Genomic DNA, 25,688 nt, shown 5'->3' with positions numbered 1-25,688 from the left:
ATTGAGTTTTTGCTATAAAAATATGTTCTTAAATGTTTTAAATTTTATGTGATTTTAGATACAATCTACACAAAAATTTTTAGCAAGAAAGGCTTTGATGAATTTTAACCGCGAGTTGGCAAATATTGTTGTTTATGAAGCAGGAAAACCTATTGAACTTCTTGTGAGAGAGTTTGGGATTGATCCAAATCATATTATTAAACTAGCCAGTAATGAAAATCCTTATGGTTGCTCTCCAAAGGCAAGTGCAGCTATTGAAGAAAATATAAAAAAAGTTAGTCTTTATCCGGATGATTCAATGTTTGAGCTCAAAGCCGGGTTAGCCCAAAAATATGCCTTAAAATCTGAAAATATTATCATTGGTTCAGGGAGTGATCAAATAATTGAATTTTGTCTTCATGCTAAATGCAATCAAAAAAGTTCGGTTTTGATGGCAAAAACAACTTTTGCAATGTATGAGATCTATGCCAAGCAAGTAGGTGCAAAAATTATCAAAACCCCTAGCCATAGCCACAATATTTCTGAATTCATACAATTATATAAACTCCATCTCCCGGAAGTTGTGTTTTTGTGTGTGCCTAATAATCCTCTTGGGGAATGTTTGGATAAAAACCAAGTGTATGAGTTTATTTCCCAAACAAGCCCGGATACTTTGGTAGTTATTGATGGGGCTTATCAAGAGTTTGCTCAAGCTAAGGATAAAAATAAAGCGATCAACCCTGCAGAGATCCTTGAAAAATTTAAAAATGTTATTTATTTAGGCACATTTTCTAAAGCTTATGGATTGGGTGGTATGCGTGTGGGTTATGGGCTTGCATCAGATGAAATTATTAAAATTTTGCATAAAATTCGTCCTCCTTTCAATATTGGTATTTTGAGTCTGGAAGCTGCTATTAGCGCACTTAAAGATGAAGAATTTGTTAAAAACTCCGTTCATGCAACTTTAAAAGAAATGCAAAAATATGAAGATTTTGCCAAAAAAAATGCGATTGATTTTATCCCTTCATGGACCAATTTTATTACTTTTATTTTGAATGATAATTTTTCGAGCACGCAATTATGTGATTGGCTTTTGCAAAAAGGGGTAATTATCAGAAATCTCAAATCCTATGGCATGAATGCTGTTAGGATCACTATTGGCAAACCCGATCAAAATCACAGAGTTTTTGAACTGATTGAAGAATTTTTAGATCACAGAAGGTCTCAGCATTGATTAAAATAAATAGAAATTTAAGAGGATAAAATTGGATATCAAAGCACTACTTAGGCAAGCTACCGGACTTTTTTCCAAACTCAATAAAAAACAAAAGATAATTATTATTGCTACGAGTGTTTTAACAGTCAGTTTTCTTGTATTTTTGTTAGTTTTTCCCATAGGAGGAAAAGATTATGCAAAGGGGAATTATGCTGTTTTGTTTGAGGGAATGAATCCCAGTGATAATGCCTTGGTGTTGCAATACCTTCAACAAAATCAAATCCCTTATAAAGTTCCAAGAGATGATACAATTCTTATCCCTAGAGATAGGGTCTATGAAGAGAGGATTGCACTAGCTACAAAGGGAATTCCCAAAACAAGTAAAGTCGGGTTTGAAATTTTTGATGTGAAAGATTTTGGAGCAACTGATTTTGATCAAAAAATTAAATTCATACGTGCTACAGAAGGAGAGCTTTCACGCACGATTGAGAGTCTCAATCCAATTCAAAAAGCTAATGTCCATATTGCAATCCCTAAAGATACAGTGTTTGTTAGCAAAGAAGTTCCCCCTACTGCCTCTGTAATGTTAAAAATCAAACCTAATATGCGTTTGACGCCTGCTCAAATCATGGGGATTAAAAATCTTGTAGCCGCTTCGGTTACAAAACTGACTCCTGAAAATGTTAAGCTTGTAGATGAAAATGGAGAACCACTGGGAGAAGGGGATGATTTTAGCACTTCTAAAGAGCTTGCTGCTACACAACTTAAATATAAACAAAATTTTGAAAATATTTTAGAAAATAAAATTATCAATATCCTTTCACCGGTTGTAGGGGGTGGTGATAAGGTTGTTGCACGGGTGAATGCTGATTTTGATTTTGCACAAAAAAAGAGCACAAAAGAAACTTATGATCCTAATAATGTCGTGCGTAGTGAGCAAAATCTTGAAGAAAAAAGAGAAGGCGGCCAACCCAAACAAGTTGGAGGAGTTCCCGGAGCAGTAAGCAATATAGGACCTGTGCAAGGGTTGGAAGATGAAAAACTAAAAGAAAAATATGAAAAATCTCAAAATACAACTAACTACGAAGTAGGTAAAACTGTCAGTGAGATTAAAGGAGAATTTGGGGTATTGTCTCGTCTGAGCGCGGCTGTCGTGGTCGATGGCAGGTATAAAAAAGTTACCAAAGATGGCGTAGAAACTCTGGAATATATCCCTTTAAATGAAGATGAAATGCATAAAATTGATTCTTTGGTCAGACAGGCTATTGGTTATAATCAGAGTCGGGGGGATAATGTTACGGTAAGTAACTTTGAATTTGATGCAAAAGCTGATAACTACGTGCCATTAGATAGGTTCGAAAAATTTTCTTTGACAGTTGAGAAATATCTGGGTCCTTTTATGCCACTTTTGAAATACCTGCTTGTGGCAGTAGTAATTTTTATTTTTTACAAAAAAGTTATTTCGCCTTTTGCAGAACGAATGCTTGAGATACAAGAAAACGAAGAAGATAAAGTCGAATCATTGTTTGAGATTAACGATGAAGATGATACTGATTTGAATAAATTTAGCGAAATGCGTAAGCGTATTGAAGATCAATTGGGGATTGGAGATAATTTTAGTGAAGATGAAGTAAAATATGATGTTTTACTTGAAAAAATTAAATCCAGCATTGAAGAAAAACCCGAAGAAATTGCTGCTTTGTTCAAGACTTTGATTAAAGATGAAATTGCCCCTGAGGGTAGGGGATAGGAGTAGATAATGGCTACAAAACTCACGCCAAAACAAAGAGCCCAGTATGATGAACTTTCTATGGCAGAGAAAATTGCTATTTTACTCATACAAGTAGGGGAAGAGACAACAAGTGAAGTTTTTAGACACTTAGATATTGAGAGTATCACAGAAATCAGCCGTCAGATTATGCAACTCAATGGCACAGATAAAGTCATTGGTGGGGCAGTGTTGGAAGAATTTTATGCTATTTTTCAATCCAATCAGTATATCAATAGCGGTGGGTTGGATTATGCAAGAGAATTATTGAATAAGACTTTAGGACCTGAAGAAGCTAAAAAGGTTTTAGATAAATTAGCCAAAAGCATGCAGTCTGCAAAGAACTTCTCTTATTTGATGAAAATCAGACCCCAACAACTTGCAGATTTTATTGTCAATGAGCACCCTCAAACAATTGCGCTTATCCTCGCTCATATGGATTCTTCAAGTGCTGCTGAAACTTTGGGTTATTTTCAAGATGATATGCGAGCGGAAATTTCTATCAGGATGGCTAATCTTGGGGACATCTCCCCGAATGTAGTCAAAAGAGTCTCAACTGTTTTGGAGAATAAACTTGAATCTCTTACAAGTTATAAGGTTGAAGTTGGAGGTCCTAGGGCTGTTGCTGAGATGTTTAATCGATTGGGACAAAAAGCAGCTAAAGCTACTATATCTTATATTGAACAAATTGATGAGCAATTAGCCAGTGAGATTAAAGAAATGATGTTTACATTTGAAGACATTTCTAAACTTGATAAAAATGCTATCCGAGAGATTTTAAAAATTGCTGATAAAAAGGACTTAATCCTTGCTTTGAAATCTTCTCCTGATGAACTTAAACAAAAGTTCTTGGATAATATGAGCACACGTGCCAGTGAACAATTTGTTGAAGAAATGCAATTCTTGGGCGCAGTAAAAGTCAAAGATGTTGAAAGCGCTCAACGAAAGATTGTTGAAGTTGTCCAATCATTGTCTGAACAAGGGTTGATACAAATTGGAGAGGAGGAAGATGTTGTTGAGTAACTTTGAAGAAGATAATTTGATCGCAAAAACTGATCTTTCTAAACATAATGTCCAGAAGTATGAATTCAAATCAATTGCTAAAAATACTTTAGAAGATTTTGAAGAAATTCCTGTGGTTGAAACTCCTATTCCTATTACGTCTTTGAATGTAGATGCTTCTCTTAAGGAATCTCAAGAGATAAAAAAATCCGGAGGTTCTTCATTGGAAAGAGATTTAATTGAAAGGCTATTACAAAAGACAGATGAACTCTCAAGCAATCTTGCTAAATTGCAAATTCAATTTGAAAAACAACAACTTGAGATTGAAGAAAGGGTGGCTTTAGCAAGAAGCGATGCCTATAAAGATGGCTTGAGAGAAGGAGAAGAAAAGACAAAAAAAGAAATGTTTGATGAGATTGAAAAACAAAAAGCCACATTGATTCAATCTGTTATTACTCTTGATAAAGAAATGCAAAAATCTCAAACTCATCTTGAAACGCTTGAGAAGGAGTTAAGTGGGATTGCCGTAGATATTGCTAAAGAAGTGATTATTAAAGAGATCGATACCAATAGTCAAAAGGTTGCGCTTGCTTTAGCAAAAGAGCTTTTAGGGGGTATTGTTGATGCAACAGATATTCATATCAAAGTCAATAGCATTGATTATCCTTATTTAAATGAGAATCTCAAAGATTCCCATAAAATTAAACTTGAAGCAGATGATGCTATTTTGAAGGGTGGTGTTATTATTGCGTGTAGCAATGGCAATATTGATGGCAATATCATGGCGCGTTATAAGGCGCTTAAACAAAGTGTATTGGATAATTTGAAGGTCTGATATGAATTCTCTTATTCCAACAAATTATTCAGATATTGCAAGAATGGATATGCCTGCTTTAAAAAAAATTTGTGAGGACATACGCAGCAGAATCTTAGAAGTAGTGAGTAAAAACGGAGGTCATTTAAGTTCGACATTAGGGGCTGTAGAGCTTATTGTAGCTATGCATTTTGTATTTAATTGCAAAGAAAATCCTTTTATTTATGATGTGAGTCATCAAGCTTATGCACATAAGCTTATTACAGGCAGATGGAAAGAATTTGAGACTTTAAGGCAATTTGGAGGGCTTAGTGGGTTTATAAATCCTTCAGAATCTGTTTATGATTATTTTATTGCAGGGCACAGTTCTACTTCTATATCTATTGGCGTAGGGATTGCTAAAGCATTTGTTTTGGAGGGCAAAACAGGTGTGCCCATTGCTCTTATTGGGGATGGGAGTATGAGTGCAGGGTTGGCGTATGAAGCACTTAATGAATTAGGTGATAGAAAATACCCTATGATTATTGTCCTCAATGACAATGAAATGAGTATCGCTAAACCTATAGGTGCGATCAGCAAATACCTTTCTCATTTGATTGCAGGACCCATGTACCAATCCTTCAAAGATACTGTTAAAAAACTTTTATCAAAAATGCCTGATAGTGCGACTTATATCGCCAAACGTTTTGAAGAGTCTTTTAAGTTAATTACACCGGGTATGTTGTTTGAAGAAATGGGGATTAATTATATTGGACCTATTAATGGGCATAATTTAGAAGAGATTATTCATGCCTTAAAATTAGCAAAAGAAATGAAAGCCCCTGTTATTATCCACGCCCAAACAATTAAGGGAAGGGGCTATGAAATCGCTGAGGGCAAGTATGAAAAATGGCATGGAGTAGGTCCCTTTGATGTTCATACAGGCAAATCAAAAAAAAATTCTTTTACCAAAAGCCCTACAGAAGTCTATTCAGAAGCTTTGCTTGAGGCTGCAAGTCAAGATGAAAAAATCGTAGGGGTAACTGCTGCGATGCCTGGAGGAACAGGATTAGGAGCATTGATTGACAAGTATCCACAGCGTTTTTGGGATGTGGCTATTGCCGAACAACATGCTGTTACTTCTATGGCAGCAATGGCAAAAGAGGGATTTAAGCCTTTTGTGAGTATTTATTCGACTTTTTTACAACGTGCCTATGATCAGATTGTTCATGATGTGGGTATTATGTCTTTGCCTGTAAAATTTGCAATCGATCGAGCGGGGATTGTAGGGGAAGATGGAGAAACACATCAAGGTTTATTAGATGTTGCTTATTTGCGCGTAGTGCCCAATATGGTTCTTTTTGCCCCACGTGATAATGCCTCATTAAAACAAGCTATAGCTTTTGGAACAAATCACTCAAGTTCGCCTTGCGCTTTTAGATATCCAAGAGGGAAATTTGTGCTTGATGAAGGAGTATTTGGAGATAATGGTTTTATAATAGGAAAATCGGAGCTTTTACTCAAAGGAGAAGATGTTATTTTGATAGGTTATGGAAATGGAGTGGGGAGGGCATATGAAGTTTCTAAGGTTTTAAGAGAAAGAGGAGTAAATCCAAGTCTCCTGGATTTGAGATTTGCAAAGCCTTTAGATGAGAATTTGAAAAATATATTGCCTTCTTATCGTTTTGCTTTTGTTTTTAGCGATAATTACAAAATCAACGGCATTGCTTGCGCATTGCTTGAATATATTGCAGAATACAAAATCAAACTTGAATTGCATACTTTTGAAGTAAAAGATAGCTATATCCCCCATGGAGAAACTTCTGTTGTTGAAAATTCATTGGGTTGGAGTACTTCTTCTCTTGCCCAAAGCATTCTGGAGAGGATCAGATAAGTCCAATCCTCTTTAGAATTTATAGAGGGATAAGCACATAACCTTTTTCTTGAAAAGAAATTAGTGTTGTAGCGCCTGAGAGGGCTAATAAAACATTTTTATATACCCATTGGGGTTTATAATCATGTTCCGCCCATGCTTGAGAGCATACGCTAATTTGTACTCCCAGTTTTTTGAGATCATCAATCAAGGCTAGATTGGGGTTATTAACACCAAATTTTTCATGATAATGGGCATTATCAAGAGCCAAAGGTGTTGCATCTCCACTCGCTACAGCAACAATTTTTAGAACTGAAGGCGAAATGCCTACAGCAGCATAAAGATTGATAGTCCTTGCTATTCTATCCAGAGAGGGATTGACTTCTTTAGGCGAAGAAGATCCTTTTGTCAGATCAAATACCATTTTGTGTTCAGGCATTGATTTATCGGGTTTGAATTGAGTATTTGGCATCAGATAAATTTTGCCATAAGGGGCAGGAATAGGATCAGTAGTTTTTGCAATTAAAGGCAAAAATAACATCCCTATTGAGAGTATAGAAAAAATAAAATAACGCATTAAAACCTCCTAAAGTGTGTTTAGGGATTTATTTTAATACATTTTTTCAAATAAAAAATACTCAGACTAAAATACAACTGTTTTGTTTCCATAAATAAATATTCTATCATTCAAAGCCAAAGTGATTGCTTTGGCAAAGACAACTTTTTCTACATCTCGACCTGCTTTTTGCATGTCTTGCCAGCTGTAAGTGTGATCAATTTTGATAATATCTTGAGTGATAATAGGTCCTTCATCTAAGTGATTATTCACAAAATGTGCTGTCGCCCCAATGATTTTGACTCCGCGCTGAAATGCTTGTTTATAAGGATTTGCTCCAATAAAAGCAGGCAAGAAACTATGGTGGATATTAATGATTTTGTTTTGATATTTTTCTACAAAAGAAGGGGAAAGAATACGCATATATTTTGCCAAAGCTAAAAAATCCACTTCAAATTCATCGCATTTTTCTAAAACAAGGCGTTCATGTTCTTCTCTGGAAATGTTTTGAGTAGGGATATGAAAAAATTGGATATCAAATTTTTTTACTAAATTTTCAAGATCTGTATGATTGCTGATGATGGCTTTGATATTGGCATCCAATTCGCCGCTATCATATCGAAGCAATAAATCTCCCAAGCAGTGATTTTCTTTTGTGCAAAGAATAATAATAGATTTTTTCTTTTGTTCAATAACATTAACTTGGGCTTGCGTAGGTAGGGAATTTTGAAGTTCATTTTTAAGTTTTAAGGAATCTGTATGTCCATTAGCAAGTGTGCGCATAAAAAACCAATTGCTTTGCTGATCGACAAATTCGTCATTGCGTTCAATATTTAGCCCATGTGCAAATAAAATAGAAGAAATTTTAAAAACCAAACCTTGCATATCCGGAGAACTAATAAGGATAGTATGCTTCATGGCTGTCTTATCGCAATTGATAACTCAAGGTATTTAACATCATTTGTGTGCTTGTTTTAATGATTTTATCCAGATAGGCTTCAAATTTATCTTTTTTAAGCCAAGTAGCATCTTTTACTTGTGAGAGATTTTTAAGCATATCAATGGCTTGAGCTTGTGTGCCTACAACATCAATAAGTCCAAGTTTAAGCGCTTTTTTAGCGCTAAATATTTTGCCTTGTGCGTATTGATTGGCTGCTTTGATTTCAAGCCCTCTGGCATCGGCAACATCTGAAACAAACATCTCATACTCTTCTTCAATAAGATTTTTGAGAAATGCTCTCTCATCGGGCGTCCATTTTCTCAAAAAAGTGCCCACTTCTTTATATTTCCCTGCTGCAATTCCTTGTTCTTTGATGCCTAATTTATTAGCAAGTTCTTCAATATTTGCTCCACTAAAAATCACACCAATAGATCCAATCAGCGATCCTCTGTTAGCATAAATCTTATCTGCATACATACCTGCATAATAACTTCCACTTGCCATTGCGCCTTGTACATAGGCAATTACAGGCATTTTTTCTTTAAGTTCTGCAATCATATCGCTGATTTCTACACTTGCTCCTACAGCTCCTCCGGGGGAGTCTATAACCAATAATACACCTTTGATGGTTGGGGTAGTCAAAATTTTGTCTATTTGTTCGTGAATATCTTCGCTGCTAAGAATGGGTCCTCGAAGATAAATTTTTGCCAAATTTGGGGGGTTGATTTTTGAATCACTTGGGATTATTGCAAGAATCAACAAGATTAGAATGACTAAAAATACTAATGCTTTAAAATATTTAGTAATAAAATCCAAAGGGATTGTAAAAATATGAAAAAATTTCTTTATCATTTTATGCCTTATAACTGGAATCTCTTGAAATTATATTTAAGAAATGCTTAATTTTATTTGATAAATGTATTTTTTAGTTCATTTGGGTTATGATAGAAAATCATAAAATTGATCCAAAAGGAATGATGATGGCATGTAAATTATGTCCTAAAATTAGGAAAATTGATATTATTTTTATCATCATAATTTGTGCGGGAATGTATGGTGTAGATAGATATCAAAGTCATAAAAAAGAAGTTGAAAAATTTAAAGCATTTGAGCAATTACAAAAAGATTGTTTGTTTGGAAATCAAAAAGCTTGTAGGGAAGTTTATGGAGAAAAATAGGATCTTTAGAAATAGTAAAATTGGAATAATTCAGACTTAGGAGGGTTCTAAGCCTGAATAAATTTGCGTTTTTATATTTTCTATTTTACAACATACAAACAAAAAAAGGAGGAGTCCATTAAATGATTAATGGACTCTTGTATTATAACTAATGATTTTGATAAACACAAATAATGGTTTTTAGAATCAAAAAATTAAATATTTTACATTATTTTTATAATAAAAAATAAATAGTATGAAATATAATTTTTAGATACTCCTATATTATGAATAAATATAATGGTATTTTAAGTTTTTTATTATAGAAGATGAAACTTATAAGCATTATTTAATGCCAATGAGATACGCCAAGATAGGTCTAAAAATTATATTTCATCCCTGATTTTATAAGAAATATTCAAAAATATTCAATAAATATAGCAATATAATATCTTATTATATTTAATTTATTAAAAATTTATTTTTAATAAAAAGTATTAAATTAAATAATTTTAAATTAATTTTAAAAAATTTTATAGGTTTAGAATGTGCATGGATAGTTTTTAAAAAGTAATGGGATAAGAGTAAAAATGAGAGCAATTTTTAGAAATACTCAAAGAATTCAAAAAATTAAGTTAGCTAATTAGGTATTATTTTTAGATTTGCAAATATTTCATTTAGAAGACTATAAAAAATATTTAGAATTTATTTAGAGGGAATTTTAGTTTTATTTTGATTTTGGGTATTGTTGGCTGCTTCAGATAGATATTTTAGCCCTGTAACACTGCTTAAACAAACGCCTATACCAATAATATAGGGGATAATCATAAATATATTCTTATTTATCAAAAGTATGAGAGTGCCAATCAAAATGATATAAGCAAAAATTCTAAAAAACCCCATAGAAAGCTCTAAGCCTAAGATAAGATTTGAAAAATTAAACTTAGTTTTAGGTTTTTTTTCTTCCGGATCTTGGGCTTGTGCGCTTGCTTGTGCAAGTTCTTTTTTGATTTTTCGTTTGAGACTTACATAAGTGCTATAAAGCACTAAAAAAAAGCTAAAAAAACCTACTTCAAAATTGAGTAGGCCAATTATTTCCCAAAAAATCACACATAAGATCGCACTGATTATGTTAATAAATAAAAATACCAAAAAACAGCTGTATTTACAACTCATCGGGATTTTCTTTATAGCTGTATTTGAGTTCTTTTGCCAGTTCATCAAATTCTTTTTTTGCTCTCTTGTAGGCTTTGTAGATATTAAGTATAGCCCCCCCAATTCCCCAAGCCACTCCAAGCCAAAATAACCAAGCAATGCCGCTAAATTTTTGGAGTAAATATCCAAGCCCTACACCCAACAAAATAGCAACAACTATGGAAATTCCAAGACTCAAATCATTTGCTCCAACTACCACTTTTTTAAATTTAGGATCTTTTTGCATGCTTTAGATTTCTCTTGAAATAGCTTCAAATGAATTTTTAGCTGCATTAATGGCTTCATCAATAATACTTTCATTCATTGATGTGCAAATAAAGCCGGTTTCAAATTGCGAACAAGCCAAATAAACGCCATTTTCAAGCATTTTTTGATGAAATTTTGCAAATAATTTGGTATCACTTTTTTGAGCATCTTCAAAATTATTAACCTTTGAGGTGTTGAAGAAAAATCCAAACATACTCCCGCGCACGCAAGTTTGTAGTGATATGCCATAGTCTTGCGCAGCCATTTGAAACCCTTGTGTTAGTCTGTCTGCCAGGGACTTGAGATATTCATAGATATGGGGATTTTTTTTGATTTTGCAAATTGAGGCGAGTCCGGCAGATACGGCAATAGGGTTACCACTAAGTGTTCCGGCTTGATAAACCCCACCTACAGGGGAAAGTAAATTCATAATATCATCTTTGCCTCCAAAAGCAGCCAATGGCATGCCTCCACCTATAACCTTCCCGAAACAAGCCATATCAGGGACAACATCACAATAGCCTTGCACACCCTTTAATGAAGCTCTAAAGCCACTCATTACTTCATCAAAAATCAATACTGCTCCATATTGATTGCATAACTTCCTGAGATCTTTGAGAAATTCTATTTTTGCAGGCACTAACCCCATATTTCCTGCAATAGGTTCAATAATAACACAACCTACATGACCGCTTGTTTCAAAACATGCTTTGAGTGAATCAATATCATTATATTCGGCGATTAATGTATGCTTGCTAAAGTCTTGGGGGATACCCGGAGAAGAAGGCGTTCCAAAGGTTGCGCACCCACTCCCTGCATTTACCAAGAGACTATCACTATGCCCATGATAACACCCTTCAAATTTGATAATATCATCTTTTTTGCTATAGGCACGAGCGAGTCGGATAGCACTCATTGTAGCTTCTGTGCCGCTGCTAACCAGACGTATTTTTTCTATCCCTTCATAAGATGAGATGATTTCTTTGGCAAGTGCGGTTTCTATTTCTGTGGGTGCACCAAAACTTAAGCCATTTTGTAGAGCTGTATGGACGCTAGCTTGAATATCAGGATCGCAATGTCCAAAGATTAGGGGTCCCCAACTTTGAACAAAATCAATATAACGATGGTTATCTGCGTCAAATAAATAACAACCTTCTCCTCTAAGAATAAATAAAGGTGTGCCCCCTACGCTTTTAAATGCTCTTACGGGTGAATTAACACCTCCGGGAATAACCTGTTTGGCTTCATTAAAATCATTGATACTATGCAATAAATCCAAGTATTTCTCCTAATTATAAAACTATTGTAAAACTTAGGGTTATTATACCTGTTTTGTATAAAGATTTTTGAGGGAATCCGGGGTTGCGGGAAAAACCCGCAATGATGTAAAAACTATTATTTACAAACTTATTGAATAGGAGCACTAAAACTAATGCTTACTTGAGACCAAGTCATGCCCTCATGAAGATCATGGCAACCAACTGCAAGTTGCTTGTAAGCTTCATTGAGTCCAAATTCTAAAACATCAAGCACTCCTGTTGCTGTAAATTTCCCATCTTTAATGCTATATTGCATAGGGACTTTGATGCTTCTTTCATTCATTTTTACAAGTGCCAGAATAGTTCCTTGATCTTTTCCTTCTACAACATTTTTAAATGTAACTTTAATTCCCCCTTTTTTAAAGTGAGAAAAGAAATAGTTTTTTACATTTTTATTTTTAGCATCATTATGCAAATTAACTTTCATCGGATCGATTGTGGCTGTAGCTCCTTCAAGGGTAGAGGCGATACTATCGTGTTTTTTACCAAATTTATATGCAATATCATCAAAAGTCCCTCCAACACCAACTTTATTGGCTGTTTTATAGGCTGTCCAACCGGTTTCTACCTTTGTAGTATCAATTGTGGCTGCGTTTGCAATCATTCCAAATAGGGCAATTGCCAGAATACTTGCTATAGATTTTTTCATTTTATCTCCTTTATAATTTATTTTGAATTTATAGCCTAAATACTTTAGTCTATAATTATTAATGGTTTGCTTATAGAACTTTATTTTAATCTTTATAATGATTATATTTAATTTTTGATTATATTTTGTAATTAGTTACCATATATTTATTTATTAATGTAAAAAATGTCGTATTCCTGTGAAATAAAGTGCAATATTATGTTCATTTGCGCTTTGAATTACTTCATCATCACGAATGCTTCCTCCGGGTTGAATAATGGCGCTCACCCCAATCTCTGCTGCCATATCAACACTATCGCGAAAAGGAAAAAATGCCTCAGAAGCCAGAGAAGATCCTTTTAGAGATATTCCCATATCTTTTGCTTTGCTTATGGCTGCTTTGGCAGCATCTACACGGCTTGTCATCCCCATTCCTATGGCAACGAGTGTGGCATTTTTTACATAAGCAACACAATTAGATTTGGTAAATGCAGCAATTTTATAAGCAATTTCAAGGTCTTGAAATTGTTCTTTGGTGGCTGGAGTTTGGCTCATTAATTTTGCATTTGAAATTTCATTATTTGCAATTATATCTGCTTGTTGATAGACAAATCCCCCTTCAATATGTTTAAAATCAATTTTATCTTGTGGAAATTTGAGTGTATTTTCCCCACAAGAAAAGATTTTTATCCTTTTCTTGGATTCAAAAACGCTTAGGGCTTGGGGAGTGAAACCAGCTCCAATGAGTACTTCAATAAAAGTTTGATTGATTTGTTTTGCAAGAGGTTCATCAATGATTCCATTCACAGCTACAACACCTCCATAGGCGCTGATAGGATCGCATTTCAAGGCTTCTTGATAGCTTGCAAGAAGATTTTCTTTGATAGCAAAACCACATGGGTTGGCATGTTTGATAATACAAACTGCAGGGGCATCTCCAAAATTTGTGGCAATTTTTATAGCAGCATTCATGTCTGTGAGATTATTAAAACTGATTTCTCCTTTGTGAATTTTGAATGTGTTATGGTAAAAATTGTCAAATTCATAAAGCGCTCCTTTTTGATGGGGATTTTCTCCATATCGTGTTTGATAAACTTTGGAACCTGTTATAAATACCTTTTCTCCCATACCCTGAGAAAAACGTTTATTCATATAATTGGCAATCAAACAATCATAAGTTGCTGTATGTTCAAAGGCTTTTATCATCATTTTGCGACGAAATTCCGGGGTATTTTGATGATTTTTGAGTGTTTGAATAACCAGGGCATAGTCGTTTATATCTGTGATGACAAGGACATCTTGGAAGTTTTTGGCGGCTGCTCGGATCATTGAGGGACCACCAATATCGATATTTTCAATGATTTCTTCAAAGTCATCTGTCTTTTGTGTGGTTTGTTTAAAAGGATAAAGATTGACACAAACAATATCTATGGAGACTATATCATAGTTTTTGAGTTGGGCTGAGTCATTAGGATTATTCCTGCGATGCAAAATACCTCCATGAATTTTGGGATGAAGTGTTTTTACTCTGCCATCAAAAAGTTCGGGACTTTGGGTATATTGGCTTATATTTTTAGCCTCAATAGAATTTTCTAACAGGATTTTAAGTGTCCCTCCTGTGCTTAATATTTCATAACCCATAAAACAAAGACCCTTGGCAAATTCGACAATCCCTTCTTTATTGCTTACACTTAATAATGCATACATAAATCTTTCCCTTCTTTTAGCTTTGAAATATTCTAAAAGTATAGCAAAAGCCATATTAAGATTTTATATTTTTATTTATTAGATAAAATTTTTGTTTAGATAAATTTTAGCATATATAATAGGAGAAAAAATGTTACAGGAAAAGGGCTATTTTAGCTATTTGCCCATAAGTTTATTTGGGAGTGTTATGGGGTTGAGCGGGTTGAGTGTTGCTTGGGAATTGGCATCTCAATTATATGGTATTACTCTTATTGTATCTCAAGTTGTTGGCTGGATTGCAATTTTGGCTTTTGTGATTTTGGCAATTGCTTATGGACTCAAAATAATTACAAATTTCGATAGTTTTTGTTCAGAATTTAAAAATCCTATTTTAAAAGGATTTTTTGGAACATTTATTATCTCACTTTTGCTTTTACCTATGGTGATTTATCATTATTCTCCTCTGATAGCCATGATTATGTGGATCATAGGAGTTATTTTAATGTTGTTGTTTGCATGGCATATGGTGAGTTTTTGGATTTGTTCCAAGCAAGAGCAAGGACATGTAACTCCGGCATGGATTATCCCTGTTGTTGGGACTTTGGATATTCCTTTAGCTTCTCATTTGTTTGGTTTTTATCAGAGGGTTTATTATTTAAATGTTTTAGCCCTTTGTATTGGATTATTTTTTGCCTTGCCTATTATCACTCTTATTTTATCTCGAATCTTACTGGTAGATAAACTCCCCAATAAATTAATGCCTACTCTGATGATTCTTGTAGCTCCTTTTTCGGTAGGATTTTCAGCTTATTTAAACATCGTAGGGGAGATTGATTTATTTGCATTGAGTTTATTTTTTTTAGGATTGTTTATTTTTTTGGTCTTGCTCCCTCAATATATGACAATAATTAAGTGCTGTCCATTTCGTATAACATGGTGGGCTGTAAGTTTTCCTTTGAGTGCGTTGGGAGTTTCTATGCTTCGGGTTGTAAAAGAATTTGATAGTCCTTATTTGCATTTTTTGGTTTTGTCGTATTTGATTGTTTTTACATTATTGATGTTGTGCTTGATAACTCGCACCCTTAAAGGAATATTTAATGGAGAGCTTAGAGAGTTGAGTTAAAAATCAATCAGTACCCAACTTTTTAATAAAGTTTAAATTAATATCAAATATAATACTCAGATTATAAAATGAATCTGTAATTTTTAAGGATTATGATTTAAATATATTTAAATTTTAAATCAAGAGGCAATTAGATTTGCTAAATTTAGCTAATAATCTGTAGATTTTATAAATTACAATTTCAAGCTAAAAAAGGTTGGATTTGGAGTTCTTTAACACAAAACAATTCAAACAATGGGGTAGTAAAATTATTCGCTTCGTTGTTCAAAAATCTTATCAATACAGGATCTATCTCCAAAAAATTGAGGATTATAAAGTCTATTTGATTTTGATTACTTCGGTGGTCTTTTTTGTGTTGATAGGAGCGAATGTTTTTTATCAGATTCAAAGCTTTATTCATAATCTTGCTCAACAAAATAAAAATTTAATTATTTCAGATATGAAATATATGATTGAATCTTGGATTAACAATAAAGTTTTGCTTCTTGAAGAAAGTTCTAACCATATTGTCAAAGCAAATCTGTTGAAACACCCTAAAGAATTTAAAACTTTTAGTGAAAATATTCTTAAGCGTTCTTCGTTTTCATTCGACTCTATTGAACTTTTCCTTGATGATGGTAAAATGTATATTGATGGTAAAAAATTTGACTATTCTACTTCCAAAATAAATCCTTTTAAGCAAGAGTGGTTTTTGAAAATCAAAAATTCTTTAATTCCATCTATCACCAAGGTAGATTTTCATCCATATTTAAAACAAGAGGCGATTAATATTTGCACACCTTTAAGTATTGACAAACTCAAAGGTGTGTTGTGTGGGGTTATAAAAATTCAGTCTTTGTTTGAGAAAATTCAATCGCTGCATACTTATAAGGCTTATTTTTTTATAACTGATGAGCATCTAAAAATTATCAATCATCTCCAAGATGAGAAATTTCAAAATAGCTTACAGAATTTCTTGGATTCTTTGAATTTTTCATTAAAAACTAACCCTATTGAAATCAATCAACACTCTATTACGCTTTTGCATTTAAAAAAATTTGATTGGTATATTGGAGTAGGCTTAGATACCAAAGAAATTTTGAAAGAAAATCTTAAGAATATTATTTGGCAAGAAGGGATTTTCTTTTTATGTTTTGTATTGCTGGTAATTATTACAAATACTTGTTATGAGTTTTTGCGTCGCAGGGTAGATTTGAAAAAAAAGGAATACGAGCACATTTTGATTTATCGATCTAAGCTGATTGAAATGGGTGAAAATCTCGGCGCGATCAATCACCAATTCCGACAACCCATCAATGCGCTTTCACTTTTGATTCAAAGCATGCTTTTATTGCAAAAAGATGGTATTTTAAGTGAAGATATTTTGATGCAAAATTTAAATTTATGCAAAAAATCTCTTGATGTATTAGAAAATACTATAGAGGTATTTAGAAAATTTTATCGTTATGAAGCTGTGATTAAAAATTTTAATCTTTCAAATTGTATTCAGGATGTTTTGGATATTTTGGGACCGGAAATGAATCTTAAAAACATTGCAATACAAACAAATCATTATCAAAATATTGAAGTTTGTTCATTTGAAACCTATATCCAACAAATTTTGTTTGTTCTGCTTCAAAATGCCAAAGATGCTCTTATAGAATCCAAAGCCAAAAAAATTCCCTGTGACAATAAGATTCTTATTTGCGTAGAAGAAAAAGATAATTTGGTTGCAATTAGCATTACAGATTATGGGATGGGGATTGGTGAGAAAATCAAAGCAAATATTTTTTTAAAAATTCAAACTTCCAAAAGTTCTAATGGAATGGGTTTTGGATTATATTTTTCCAAAAAAATAGCTCAAAAAAAACTCAAGGGTGATATAGAAATTACTTCATTTCAAGATCCCACAACTTTTAAATTGACATTTTCAAAATACTTAAATCAAAATGAGGGAACATGAATCTACAAACACTGAATTTACTCCATAATATTTCATGCTTATTGGTAGAAGATGACAAAATAGCTTCTATTGCTATTGAGCAGAGTCTAAAACCTTATTGTAAGAATTTTTTGGTTGCTAATGACGGGGAAGAGGGATTAAAATTATATAAACAGCACTTTTTTGATATGATTATTACAGATATTAATTTGCCCAAAATAAATGGCTTTGAAATGATTCGAGAGATTTTGAGTATCAACCCTATGCAACATTTTATTGTTATCACTTCTTATGACACAGATGATAATATCCTTACAAGTATCAAAGAGGGAGCTTACATTTATATGAGAAAACCTCTTAGCCTTTTAGAACTTCAAACACATTTAATTATGTTTTCTCAAAGAAATAATCTCAAAGATGATAAAATACAGCTTTCAAAAGATATTGTTTTATGTCTTCAAACTCAAATCATCTATAAAAATAATCAAGAAATTTTTTTATCCCCTAAACTCAATAAGATTTTTTGGCTTCTTTATTACAATAAAAATAATATTGTTTCTTATGATATGATTATTTCTTATGTTTATAACGATGAGGAAACTCATATCAATACGATTCGAATGGCTTTAGCTCGGTTAAAAAAACAAATTGGAAATGATTTGATACAAAACATTTCCAATATAGGCTATATCTTAAAAACAAATTCTAACAATACATCTTCATAAGCTTGCTTGCCCCTCCTTATTTATCTATTTACTAAAGGCTTTTTGCACGCTAAATGGAAATGCTTGATAGCCTTGTGTATCATGAATTTGTATTTCTACAGAAGGTTCTTTTTCAGGAGCAGGGGATTTGGGATTCCACTTAAACTCATTGATATAAGGACTTGGGGCAGATAAAAATGCTCCAGTTTTTAGATCAAATTCTGAACCTGCAGTAGCTGAATATACCATGACAGAATTTTTGTCTGTTTGGAATTCTACAAGGCTTGTTACAGGGCTAAACCATTTGTGACCTCTTTCTTTGCCATATTCCCACAGTTGTTGCACGGTTTTTTTAGCTTGGTCAATTTTGTAAATAACAGCTCGAGAGTATTTATCGCCCGGGAAGAGAGGTTGTTCCATACCTCTGGAATCACCATTATCAAAAACAGAGAGGTATAAAATATTGCCCTTAGATTTAGAATCAATTTTAAAGGCAGTATGTTGTGTCCATGTCCAATCAAAATTACCTTCACATTTGCTATTTTCACATTTGACTTTTTTGCCATTGGCATCTATAGGAGTGAGGATTTTGTCTTGAAATTTTTTATTCCAGCCTTCCGGGCTTGATAAAATCCATTTAATTTGTTTGTCTCTGCCTATTTTGACAACAGCGCTTTGATGTCTGGAACTGATAATGATGGAATCATCGGCATCATCATAATCAACACTATTAACATGCGCCCAATTTCTTCCGGCTCCGGTTCCTACAATATCCCCAAACAAATCAGAGCTATCCAGTGCTGCTAACTCTTCTTTTGTGAGTGTTTGACCGGCTTTTGAGTTGTCTATATTGAGACAAACAGCTCCTTGATCGAGTACTTTAAGGACAACATCTCTATAAGGATCTAAAATATCATATAATCTCCAATCATCAACGACATTGCCATTTTCATCAACTTCTGCAATCACATCTCGAACAGTCCTGACATTTTTGCCATCATCTCTTTTGTAGTTTGAGCTTCCTACGCGGAGGAAATAATGTCCATTAGAAGCATTATCCATAGAGTGAGAAAAATCATTATAACCTGCAGGCAATTCACGATTAAAAATTTCTCTACCTAAAATGTCATATTTGACATATCTTTGACCATATCCCCAACTCATTGCTCCATCTTTATTTTGCTTGAATCCCATCATAACCCCTGCATGATAAATAGTTTTGATATCATAAATTGGAGTAGCGAACATATACCATCTGACTTCGCCTTGTGTATCAATAATGAAATTCTGCGGATAATAATTCCATTCTAATGCTCCACCGGTTGGATTATTCCATACAACGCGAGTGCCTTGCCCATTTTTTTCTGCCAGGTTATTGACAAAATAAAGTCTATCTTTAAATTCCGGAGCTACTTTTTTAACACTAATAGAACTAAACATAACTCCTTTTTGCAAGGGCAGTCCTGTTACTTCTGCATATAGGGGTGGGGCATACATAGTATAAGTTTCTTTTAAATGATCCTTTTTTCCTTTATAAATCCTGTCATATTCAACATTGACTTGATTGATATAATCAGAATAAAGACCAAAAACAGGAATACCTCCATGTGTTCTCAGGTGTTTATCAGCAACTTGATAAGAAATACTCTGTCCTCCTTTTTTAGGGACAATGCTCACTTTAACATTGCTGAGTGTGTATCCGCCATCTTTAATGATAGCAGTAAGGGGCGCTATGCCATAAGGATTCATCACTACTTCTCCAATTTGCCCTTGTTTGACATAATCTGTATGTGGTCCGGACGCCCCACCAATAGCCATAGTTGCTGTAGGGATTAGTGATCCGATACAACCTGCAATTAAAATACTTGCTAAAATTTTACTTATTTTCATTGATACTCCTTTTTGTTTTTTTGGGTAATTTTATTTTTTGATTGCTTGATATATCCAACTTGCTGCCATTGCTATTAATATCACCAGACAAATTACATAAGCAAGCAAGCAAGCTTGTGCCATATTCATAAAATGATGAGAGGGGATTAAATACCACCCATCATTATAAAAATCTACCATTGCTTTTCTTATCCCTTCAAGCACAACTCCATCAGGAACCATTGGGTTGTCAAATCCACAATCCCCTGTGGGTTGAAACCAACCGGGAAACCATTTGTCTAAAGGGAGACCAAAAGGGAAACTAGGCTCTGCTGAACAACCTTGCACTCCAAACATAGCCTCAGGATCGGGACTATGGGCTGCATGATGGATATTATTTAATGTAAGGCTATAGCCAATACCAATAATACTTCCATAAAATCCTAAGATATAGCCAATAATTTTAAGAATGATTTTTTTGGGGTTAATAGCTGCAATAACCCCAGCAAAAAACATTACAAAAAATGCGTATCGGATATAGACACATTGCTCGCAAGGGAGCATATAAACATAGTCTTGAAATAGAAAATGGGCTACAAAAACCAAGCCTAGTGTAACAATTGCCATTAACAGCCATAAAAATCTTTTATTTTGCCATTTTGCAATTGTAGGGACAGGAGAGGAGATAAACTCTTTCCATAATTTTTTTATCATAACAACCCCTTTACATTTTTAGCAAATCGTTAATAATTTGCTCTAAATGATCAATAGAGCGGATTGATTTGGTGTAGATTAAATATTTTCCATTAACAACAAAAGCCGGAACACCTTGGATTTTGGCAATTTCATAACTAATATCCCATGTTTTTAAGAGATTCAATACCGCCGGGTTTGATTTTTCTGCATTGAATTCACTCTCACTCATTCCGACTGCATCAAGTCCTGTTTTTAAGAAACTTTGAGGATCAGCACCATCTTTCCAACGATTTTTTTTGACATGGTATTCATCAAAATATTTATATTCAGCTTTGTGAAACAAAGATGCATCGCTATTGATATCAATACCATTTTTTTGATCTTTAACAGCCAAGACAGCGAATAACTCACTTGCTTGCACGCCATATTTACCTTTTGTTTTAAGATGAAAAGGTTTAAAAGCCACACCTTTTGGGAGATCTTTGACTATTTTTGGAACAATTTTAGAATACTTAAAACAAAAGGGGCAATCATAACTGAAAACCTCTATAACACTATTTTGAGCATTGGGAACAGGATCGGGCAATACCATGTATTCTGTCCCTTCTTTTGCAGCATGTAAGCTTATGGATCCAAACAATACGGCTATGCCAATAAGCCTTGAGAATTTTGTCAATAAACTTGATTCTTTCATAATAACTCCTTCATGATTTGATAAAGAGATTATAAAAAGAAGGCATAACAAAAAAATCACATTCAGCTTACAAATAACTTAAGAAATTAAAGATTTATTTTTTGTAGAAAGATTTATGATGTAGATTTTATTTTAAAATTTTATAATTGAATTTTAATAATAAAAAATAAACCTATCTATTTTATTAGATTTGTTCAAGATTTAAGATAGCATTAAAAATTTCTTCTTTGCTTGATAAGGTGATGTCTTGAAATTGGGTTTTATTAAAGGTATTTTGACGTTTGGCAAGTTGTGTAGTATGGATGAAAATAAGATTTTCAAGCGCTTCTTGGGTGATGTTTCCTTCCAGATAAGAAATACATTCTTTGGGTCCGATAGCCTTAAAAGGTTGGGAATTTTTAGGGTATTTTTGTATTAAACCGGCAATTTCTTCAATAATACCCTCTTGAAGCATGGTTTGTGTGCGGTGCTTGATAGTTTCTCTTAATTTTTGGCGATCACAAACAATCCCATAAAGTTTTATAGGGTGCATAAAGGGTTGCTTAGGGTGTGTAGCAAAATAGAGACTTGGAGGGGTATGTGTAGCAAAATATATTTCCAAAGCTTTGTGAATACGATAAGTATCTTTAGATTTGATATTTTCGGCATAACAGACATCAATTTGTTTGAGAAAATCATAAGGAGATTTTAGAGCATTAATCTGTTTATGGATGTTTTGTTTTTGAGACTCACAAAGTGTAGGGACAGGGCTTAATCCTTCAATAATAGATTTGAGATAAAAGCTACTCCCTCCTGTGATAAGGAGTGTTTTTTTGGAAGTTTTTTTGATGGCCAGATCTAAAAAATTTCTAAATACCATTGCATTGTTGGGCTCTGTAATATCTAGTTCATTGATTCCATAATGTTTAATAGACATAAGTTGGGATTCTTTGGGTTTGGCAGAAGCAATATTGATCTCTTTGTAAATGCTGAGTGAGTCCAGAGAAAAAATTTCTGCATCAATAGTTTGGGCTATTTTTATGGCTAAAGCAGATTTTCCACTTGCTGTGGGTCCTAGAATTGCTAAAAGATTGATATTTTTCAAGTTAGCCAATGACTTCCTTATTTTTATTTTACAAAATAGATTATATAAAAATTCTCTATTTTTTTGGATTTTATAAATTATGGTTTGGTTCTTTGTGGTAAATTATCTCCGAATTGTTTGTGAGGGAATTGCACAATTTTATGTGCAAAATGTAGTCAGTATATGGGCGTTATATAAAAATATACAATTAAAATGGAGATAAGGAGATGAAAACAATTGATAGGATTATTGCCATTTATAATCGCTATGGTATGAGTATTTCAAGATTTTCTCAAATTATCAATAAAGATCGGAGAACATTGACATCATGGATAGATAAAAGCACTTCAAAAGAACCTTCCGGCCAAGTCAAAAATGCAATTTGCGCTTTTTTCAGATATCCTCAAAATATTTGGGATTGTCCTGATGAAGAATTTGAGGAGTTATTAGGAAAAATCCCTGAGGCGCAAGTTAGAATTATTGATGAGGGTTGTGATGGGGGACTTGCTTATATTTTTGACAAAGAAAGCGAAGAAAGACTCGTGATCCATTCTCGATTTCCGGGGTATGCTTATGAATATAAAATTATTGATTTTCTCTATAAAGATTATTCTTTTTTTGTTAAAAAATTCCAATCTCAAAGTGCAAGAATTCTAAATTACAGTTTTCGTTCTGTTGAATGGTATAGTATTGAATCTGTTTTGAAATTTGCATTCTCCCGGATTGGAAATTTTTATAAAAAAGATGAAAAAATCAGGATATTAAAACTTGTTTATGATACTTTTAATGACAACTACAACAAGGGTTTATATTTATTTGATTCCCATTCAACAAAAATGGATGGATTGGATAAAATTTATATTTCTATTAACAATAAGCAAAAAATTCTATTTTTTAAAATACCTATTGATTGGTTGATTGTTGAAGTTTCAAATCCGGCGCTTGTAGATAGGTTTCATCGATATTTTACATCAATGTCTCAAACACCTAAGCATATTTTACGCACAGACTCTCCAAAAATTTTATGGATACTGTTAGAATGTATCCAAAAGAATCAAACTTTGTTGGAATTTTATGAACAAGTATCTTCACAAACCTCTTACGGGAGTCTCTTTGCTAATAATATTTCTTTGGAAGTTTAATTTTATTTGTTTTGACTGAGTTTTTGCCAAACCCAAGATCATTTCGCAAGAAGCCTTGCTTACATTCCCAAGTGCAGGATTATATCCTGCTGATAGGGAGTATCAAAGTTTTATTTGTCTTGATTAGAGTTGCAAGCAACCTTAAGATCACTTACACGAATCCAATTCATATTCACTTTTAAAGTTATTGGGTTACATCCTGCTACCACAGGAGTATCAACCCGGTTTTATAGGATTTGATTGACATTTTTGGGAATGCTAAAACCACTCCTTGTATATTTGCCACTGAGTTAGCGCCCTATTTATCAGGGAGTGTGCAGGGGTAGGAGGGAGTTTTATAGACTGCCCAAAGATTTAAGATCGCTTAAGAAATCTGCCCCCTATCCCTTTAGAGACGTTTTTAAGATCTACGAAGAGGGGTTATTGTTTTGCTATTAGTTCTTTATAATAAAAACTATGCATAATAGCAAGTTCTTCTTCGCTCATATTGCCATCCAAAATGGAATCCAAAGCTCCCTCAATAGCAAATATAGACATATAAATATGCGTGATAAGCATAGCAATGACGCCAAAACCTAAAACATTATGAATAATAGCTGTAAGTCTTAAAAAATTAATATCGCCATAAAAATAGTGCATAATAAGACCTGTAGCTGCCATTATAAATCCACCTAATGTAGCGATCCAAAACCAAATTTTTTGTCCTGCATTAAATTTTCCTGCAGGGACAGGATTTTTGGCTTGAGAGAGATAGCCCCCCATAATCTTAAACCACCCTATATCATAGAGTTTGAATAAAGAAGGTTTCAGCCACATTAAAAACATCAAAATTCCAAATACTATGAAAACAAAAGTAGCTATGAAATGAATATTTTTGGCGCTCCTAATAAGCAAACCTCCCCCTAATTTATCTCCAAAAACCATCATTAATCCTGTAACACAGATAATTACAAAAGGTATAGCTGCTCCCCAATGGACAAAAATATTATATTTGGAAAATACTTTGAATTTTTTGCCATGATGATTGAACTTTCTAGATCCTATGATTTTGTAATGTCCAAAAAAAGCAGCAATTACAACAATAATAATCCCTAAAAATATAGGTGCAAAAAATTTGTTTTGCAAAAGAGTAAATATCTGTCCAAGACCGGAAATACCGCGTATGCCTGTAATTTTATCTCCGGAATCAAGCGCTCCGACACTCACTCCATGCATTTGCATGACAGAACCACTCACAACTCCTGCAGTTGGGGAAGAAATTCCCCAGTTTTTAATAGCTTCAATTTGATGGGTGCCATAAATTTTCTTGTTATAACTAAAATCAACAGGCTCTTTCACTCCTTGGTTTCCATAGCTTATCTGAAAACTTAAGGTTAGAAAGAGAACAAAAAACAAAATACTTTTAAGTGAAGAAATTATTTTTATTAAATACATCGTTTGCTCCTTAAGAGTCTCCATAAGCCTTACTCCAAGTGTAAGGAATTTCAGCTGTTTGACTTCCTCGATTAAATGCACGGGTCCTAATAATCAAGCTTACTTCTTTAGAACTTCCTGCCAAGAGAGCTTTGGTTGAGCACATAGCAGCGCATGCCGGGACTTTTCCCTCTGCAATTCTATTTTGCCCATAAAGTTCAAACTCTTTTTGACTATGAGTGGGGGCAGGACCTCCTGCACAAAAAGTACATTTATCCATAGAGCCTCTAGAGCCAAACACATCATCTGTTGGGAATTGAGGTGCTCCAAAAGGGCAAGCATAAAGACAATACCCACATCCGATACAAGTTTCTTTATTATGCAATACAATCCCATCTGATCGGATATAAAAGCAATCTACAGGGCATACTTTTGCACATGGAGCATCAGAGCAATGCATGCAGGCAATTGAAAGAGATTTTTCTTTGCCTGCAATACCTTCATTTAAAGTTACAATTCTTCTACGATTGACACCTACAGGTAAATGATGCGCTTCTTTGCAAGCAACATCACAACCATGGCAGTCAATACAGCGGTTATCATCACAATAAAATTTGATTCTGGAATGATCAGGAATATCAAATCCGCCATTATTTTTTGTAGCATTTGGCATTAAATTACTCAT

At 33.6% G+C, this 25,688-nt stretch carries 24 protein-coding genes; 10 read left to right on the top strand and 14 right to left on the bottom strand.

Translation table 11 applies throughout. The features are described from left to right. The first annotated feature begins 97 nt into the window (after positions 1-97). From hisC to dxs, 5 genes are read left to right on the top strand one after another with little or no spacing between them, the layout of a single operon-like run. Positions 98-1,213: a histidinol-phosphate transaminase gene (gene hisC, locus BKH45_RS00895; RefSeq protein ID WP_095273585.1), complete on the top strand. Its 1,116-nt coding sequence runs from the start codon at positions 98-100 to the stop codon at positions 1,211-1,213. Between the two features lie 31 nt (positions 1,214-1,244). After that, positions 1,245-2,945, top strand: coding sequence for a flagellar basal-body MS-ring/collar protein FliF (fliF, locus tag BKH45_RS00890; RefSeq protein WP_095273584.1), 1,701 nt, complete (start codon positions 1,245-1,247; stop codon positions 2,943-2,945). A gap of 9 nt (positions 2,946-2,954) precedes the next feature. Further along, a complete protein-coding gene (gene fliG, locus BKH45_RS00885; RefSeq protein WP_095273583.1) occupies positions 2,955-3,986 on the top strand; it encodes a flagellar motor switch protein FliG in 1,032 nt (343 codons plus the stop codon). Then, entirely contained in the window at positions 3,973-4,800 is an 828-nt protein-coding gene (fliH, locus tag BKH45_RS00880) for a flagellar assembly protein FliH (protein ID WP_180675553.1), read from the top strand. The genes fliG and fliH overlap by 14 nt, the downstream gene beginning before the upstream one ends. 1 nt (position 4,801) lies before the next feature. Further along, the gene (gene dxs / locus BKH45_RS00875; RefSeq protein WP_095273582.1) at positions 4,802-6,652 is read left to right on the top strand and encodes a 1-deoxy-D-xylulose-5-phosphate synthase; all 1,851 of its coding nucleotides are present in this window, start codon (positions 4,802-4,804) and stop codon (positions 6,650-6,652) included. Positions 6,653-6,671: 19 nt separating this feature from the next. Here the strand turns inward: dxs and BKH45_RS00870 are convergent, their stop codons facing one another. The 3 genes from BKH45_RS00870 to sppA all read right to left on the bottom strand — a co-directional run bounded on the left by BKH45_RS00870 (position 6,672) and on the right by sppA (position 8,979). Then, a complete protein-coding gene (locus tag BKH45_RS00870) occupies positions 6,672-7,208 on the bottom strand; it encodes a DsrE family protein (protein WP_095273581.1) in 537 nt (178 codons plus the stop codon). 66 nt (positions 7,209-7,274) lie between these two features. Further along, positions 7,275-8,105, bottom strand: coding sequence for a formyltetrahydrofolate deformylase (gene purU, locus BKH45_RS00865; RefSeq protein WP_095273580.1), 831 nt, complete (start codon positions 8,103-8,105; stop codon positions 7,275-7,277). A 7-nt stretch (positions 8,106-8,112) separates the two neighbouring features. Beyond that, positions 8,113-8,979 carry a signal peptide peptidase SppA gene (gene sppA / locus BKH45_RS00860; protein WP_095273579.1) on the bottom strand — a complete coding sequence of 289 codons (867 nt, stop codon included), beginning with the start codon at positions 8,977-8,979 and terminating at the stop codon, positions 8,113-8,115. Positions 8,980-9,107: 128 nt separating this feature from the next. Here sppA and BKH45_RS00855 point away from each other — a divergent pair, with 128 nt between their 5' ends. Beyond that, positions 9,108-9,305, top strand: a complete 198-nt coding sequence (locus BKH45_RS00855; RefSeq protein WP_095273578.1) for a hypothetical protein — start codon at positions 9,108-9,110, stop codon at positions 9,303-9,305. A 684-nt stretch (positions 9,306-9,989) separates the two neighbouring features. Here BKH45_RS00855 and BKH45_RS00850 read toward each other — a convergent pair. From BKH45_RS00850 to purH, 5 genes are all read right to left on the bottom strand, one after another. Further along, positions 9,990-10,460 (bottom strand): hypothetical protein, encoded by a 471-nt coding sequence (locus tag BKH45_RS00850; RefSeq protein WP_095273577.1) that lies wholly within the window; start codon positions 10,458-10,460, stop codon positions 9,990-9,992. Beyond that, complete coding sequence (locus BKH45_RS00845; protein ID WP_095273576.1) at positions 10,450-10,725, bottom strand: AtpZ/AtpI family protein; 276 nt, start codon at positions 10,723-10,725, stop codon at positions 10,450-10,452. Before BKH45_RS00845 ends, BKH45_RS00850 begins: the two co-directional genes overlap by 11 nt. 3 nt (positions 10,726-10,728) lie before the next feature. Next, positions 10,729-12,024, bottom strand: a complete 1,296-nt coding sequence (hemL, locus tag BKH45_RS00840; RefSeq protein ID WP_095273575.1) for a glutamate-1-semialdehyde 2,1-aminomutase — start codon at positions 12,022-12,024, stop codon at positions 10,729-10,731. A 128-nt stretch (positions 12,025-12,152) separates the two neighbouring features. Then, complete coding sequence (locus BKH45_RS00835; RefSeq protein WP_095273574.1) at positions 12,153-12,713, bottom strand: YceI family protein; 561 nt, start codon at positions 12,711-12,713, stop codon at positions 12,153-12,155. Positions 12,714-12,866: 153 nt separating this feature from the next. Continuing rightward, complete coding sequence (gene purH / locus BKH45_RS00830) at positions 12,867-14,399, bottom strand: bifunctional phosphoribosylaminoimidazolecarboxamide formyltransferase/IMP cyclohydrolase (RefSeq protein ID WP_095273573.1); 1,533 nt, start codon at positions 14,397-14,399, stop codon at positions 12,867-12,869. Positions 14,400-14,529: 130 nt separating this feature from the next. On the opposite strand from purH, the gene BKH45_RS00825 reads away from it, so the two are divergent. The 3 genes from BKH45_RS00825 (at position 14,530) to BKH45_RS00815 (ending at position 18,147) form a co-directional block, all read left to right on the top strand. Beyond that, positions 14,530-15,501 carry an SLAC1 anion channel family protein gene (locus BKH45_RS00825; protein ID WP_095273572.1) on the top strand — a complete coding sequence of 324 codons (972 nt, stop codon included), beginning with the start codon at positions 14,530-14,532 and terminating at the stop codon, positions 15,499-15,501. Positions 15,502-15,703: 202 nt separating this feature from the next. Next, the gene (locus tag BKH45_RS00820; protein ID WP_095273571.1) at positions 15,704-17,443 is read left to right on the top strand and encodes a HAMP domain-containing sensor histidine kinase; all 1,740 of its coding nucleotides are present in this window, start codon (positions 15,704-15,706) and stop codon (positions 17,441-17,443) included. Continuing rightward, positions 17,440-18,147, top strand: coding sequence for a response regulator transcription factor (locus BKH45_RS00815; RefSeq protein ID WP_095273570.1), 708 nt, complete (start codon positions 17,440-17,442; stop codon positions 18,145-18,147). The genes BKH45_RS00820 and BKH45_RS00815 overlap by 4 nt, the downstream gene beginning before the upstream one ends. A gap of 24 nt (positions 18,148-18,171) precedes the next feature. Here the strand turns inward: BKH45_RS00815 and BKH45_RS00810 are convergent, their stop codons facing one another. From BKH45_RS00810 to miaA, 4 genes are all read right to left on the bottom strand, one after another. After that, positions 18,172-20,016 (bottom strand): aryl-sulfate sulfotransferase, encoded by a 1,845-nt coding sequence (locus BKH45_RS00810; protein WP_095273569.1) that lies wholly within the window; start codon positions 20,014-20,016, stop codon positions 18,172-18,174. A 30-nt stretch (positions 20,017-20,046) separates the two neighbouring features. Next, on the bottom strand, positions 20,047-20,709 hold the full coding sequence (dsbI, locus tag BKH45_RS00805) for a protein-disulfide oxidoreductase DsbI (RefSeq protein ID WP_095273568.1): 663 nt from the start codon (positions 20,707-20,709) through the stop codon (positions 20,047-20,049). Between the two features lie 10 nt (positions 20,710-20,719). After that, positions 20,720-21,385, bottom strand: coding sequence for a thiol:disulfide interchange protein DsbA/DsbL (locus tag BKH45_RS00800; RefSeq protein ID WP_095273567.1), 666 nt, complete (start codon positions 21,383-21,385; stop codon positions 20,720-20,722). 184 nt (positions 21,386-21,569) lie between these two features. Next, positions 21,570-22,445 (bottom strand): tRNA (adenosine(37)-N6)-dimethylallyltransferase MiaA, encoded by an 876-nt coding sequence (miaA, locus tag BKH45_RS00795; RefSeq protein ID WP_257874470.1) that lies wholly within the window; start codon positions 22,443-22,445, stop codon positions 21,570-21,572. 230 nt (positions 22,446-22,675) lie between these two features. Here miaA and BKH45_RS00790 point away from each other — a divergent pair, with 230 nt between their 5' ends. Beyond that, positions 22,676-23,590, top strand: coding sequence for a hypothetical protein (locus BKH45_RS00790; RefSeq protein WP_095273566.1), 915 nt, complete (start codon positions 22,676-22,678; stop codon positions 23,588-23,590). Between the two features lie 420 nt (positions 23,591-24,010). On the opposite strand, the gene BKH45_RS00785 is transcribed toward BKH45_RS00790, so the two are convergent. Next, on the bottom strand, positions 24,011-25,024 hold the full coding sequence (locus tag BKH45_RS00785; RefSeq protein ID WP_180675551.1) for a formate dehydrogenase subunit gamma: 1,014 nt from the start codon (positions 25,022-25,024) through the stop codon (positions 24,011-24,013). 10 nt (positions 25,025-25,034) lie between these two features. Continuing rightward, on the bottom strand, positions 25,035-25,688 hold the full coding sequence (gene fdh3B, locus BKH45_RS00780; protein WP_257874463.1) for a formate dehydrogenase FDH3 subunit beta: 654 nt from the start codon (positions 25,686-25,688) through the stop codon (positions 25,035-25,037).

It is taken from the genome of Helicobacter sp. 11S03491-1 (assembly GCF_002272835.1).
In the GTDB taxonomy this organism is placed as follows: Bacteria; Campylobacterota; Campylobacteria; order Campylobacterales; family Helicobacteraceae; genus Helicobacter_J.
This window is presented reverse-complemented; position numbering and strand designations above follow the sequence as displayed.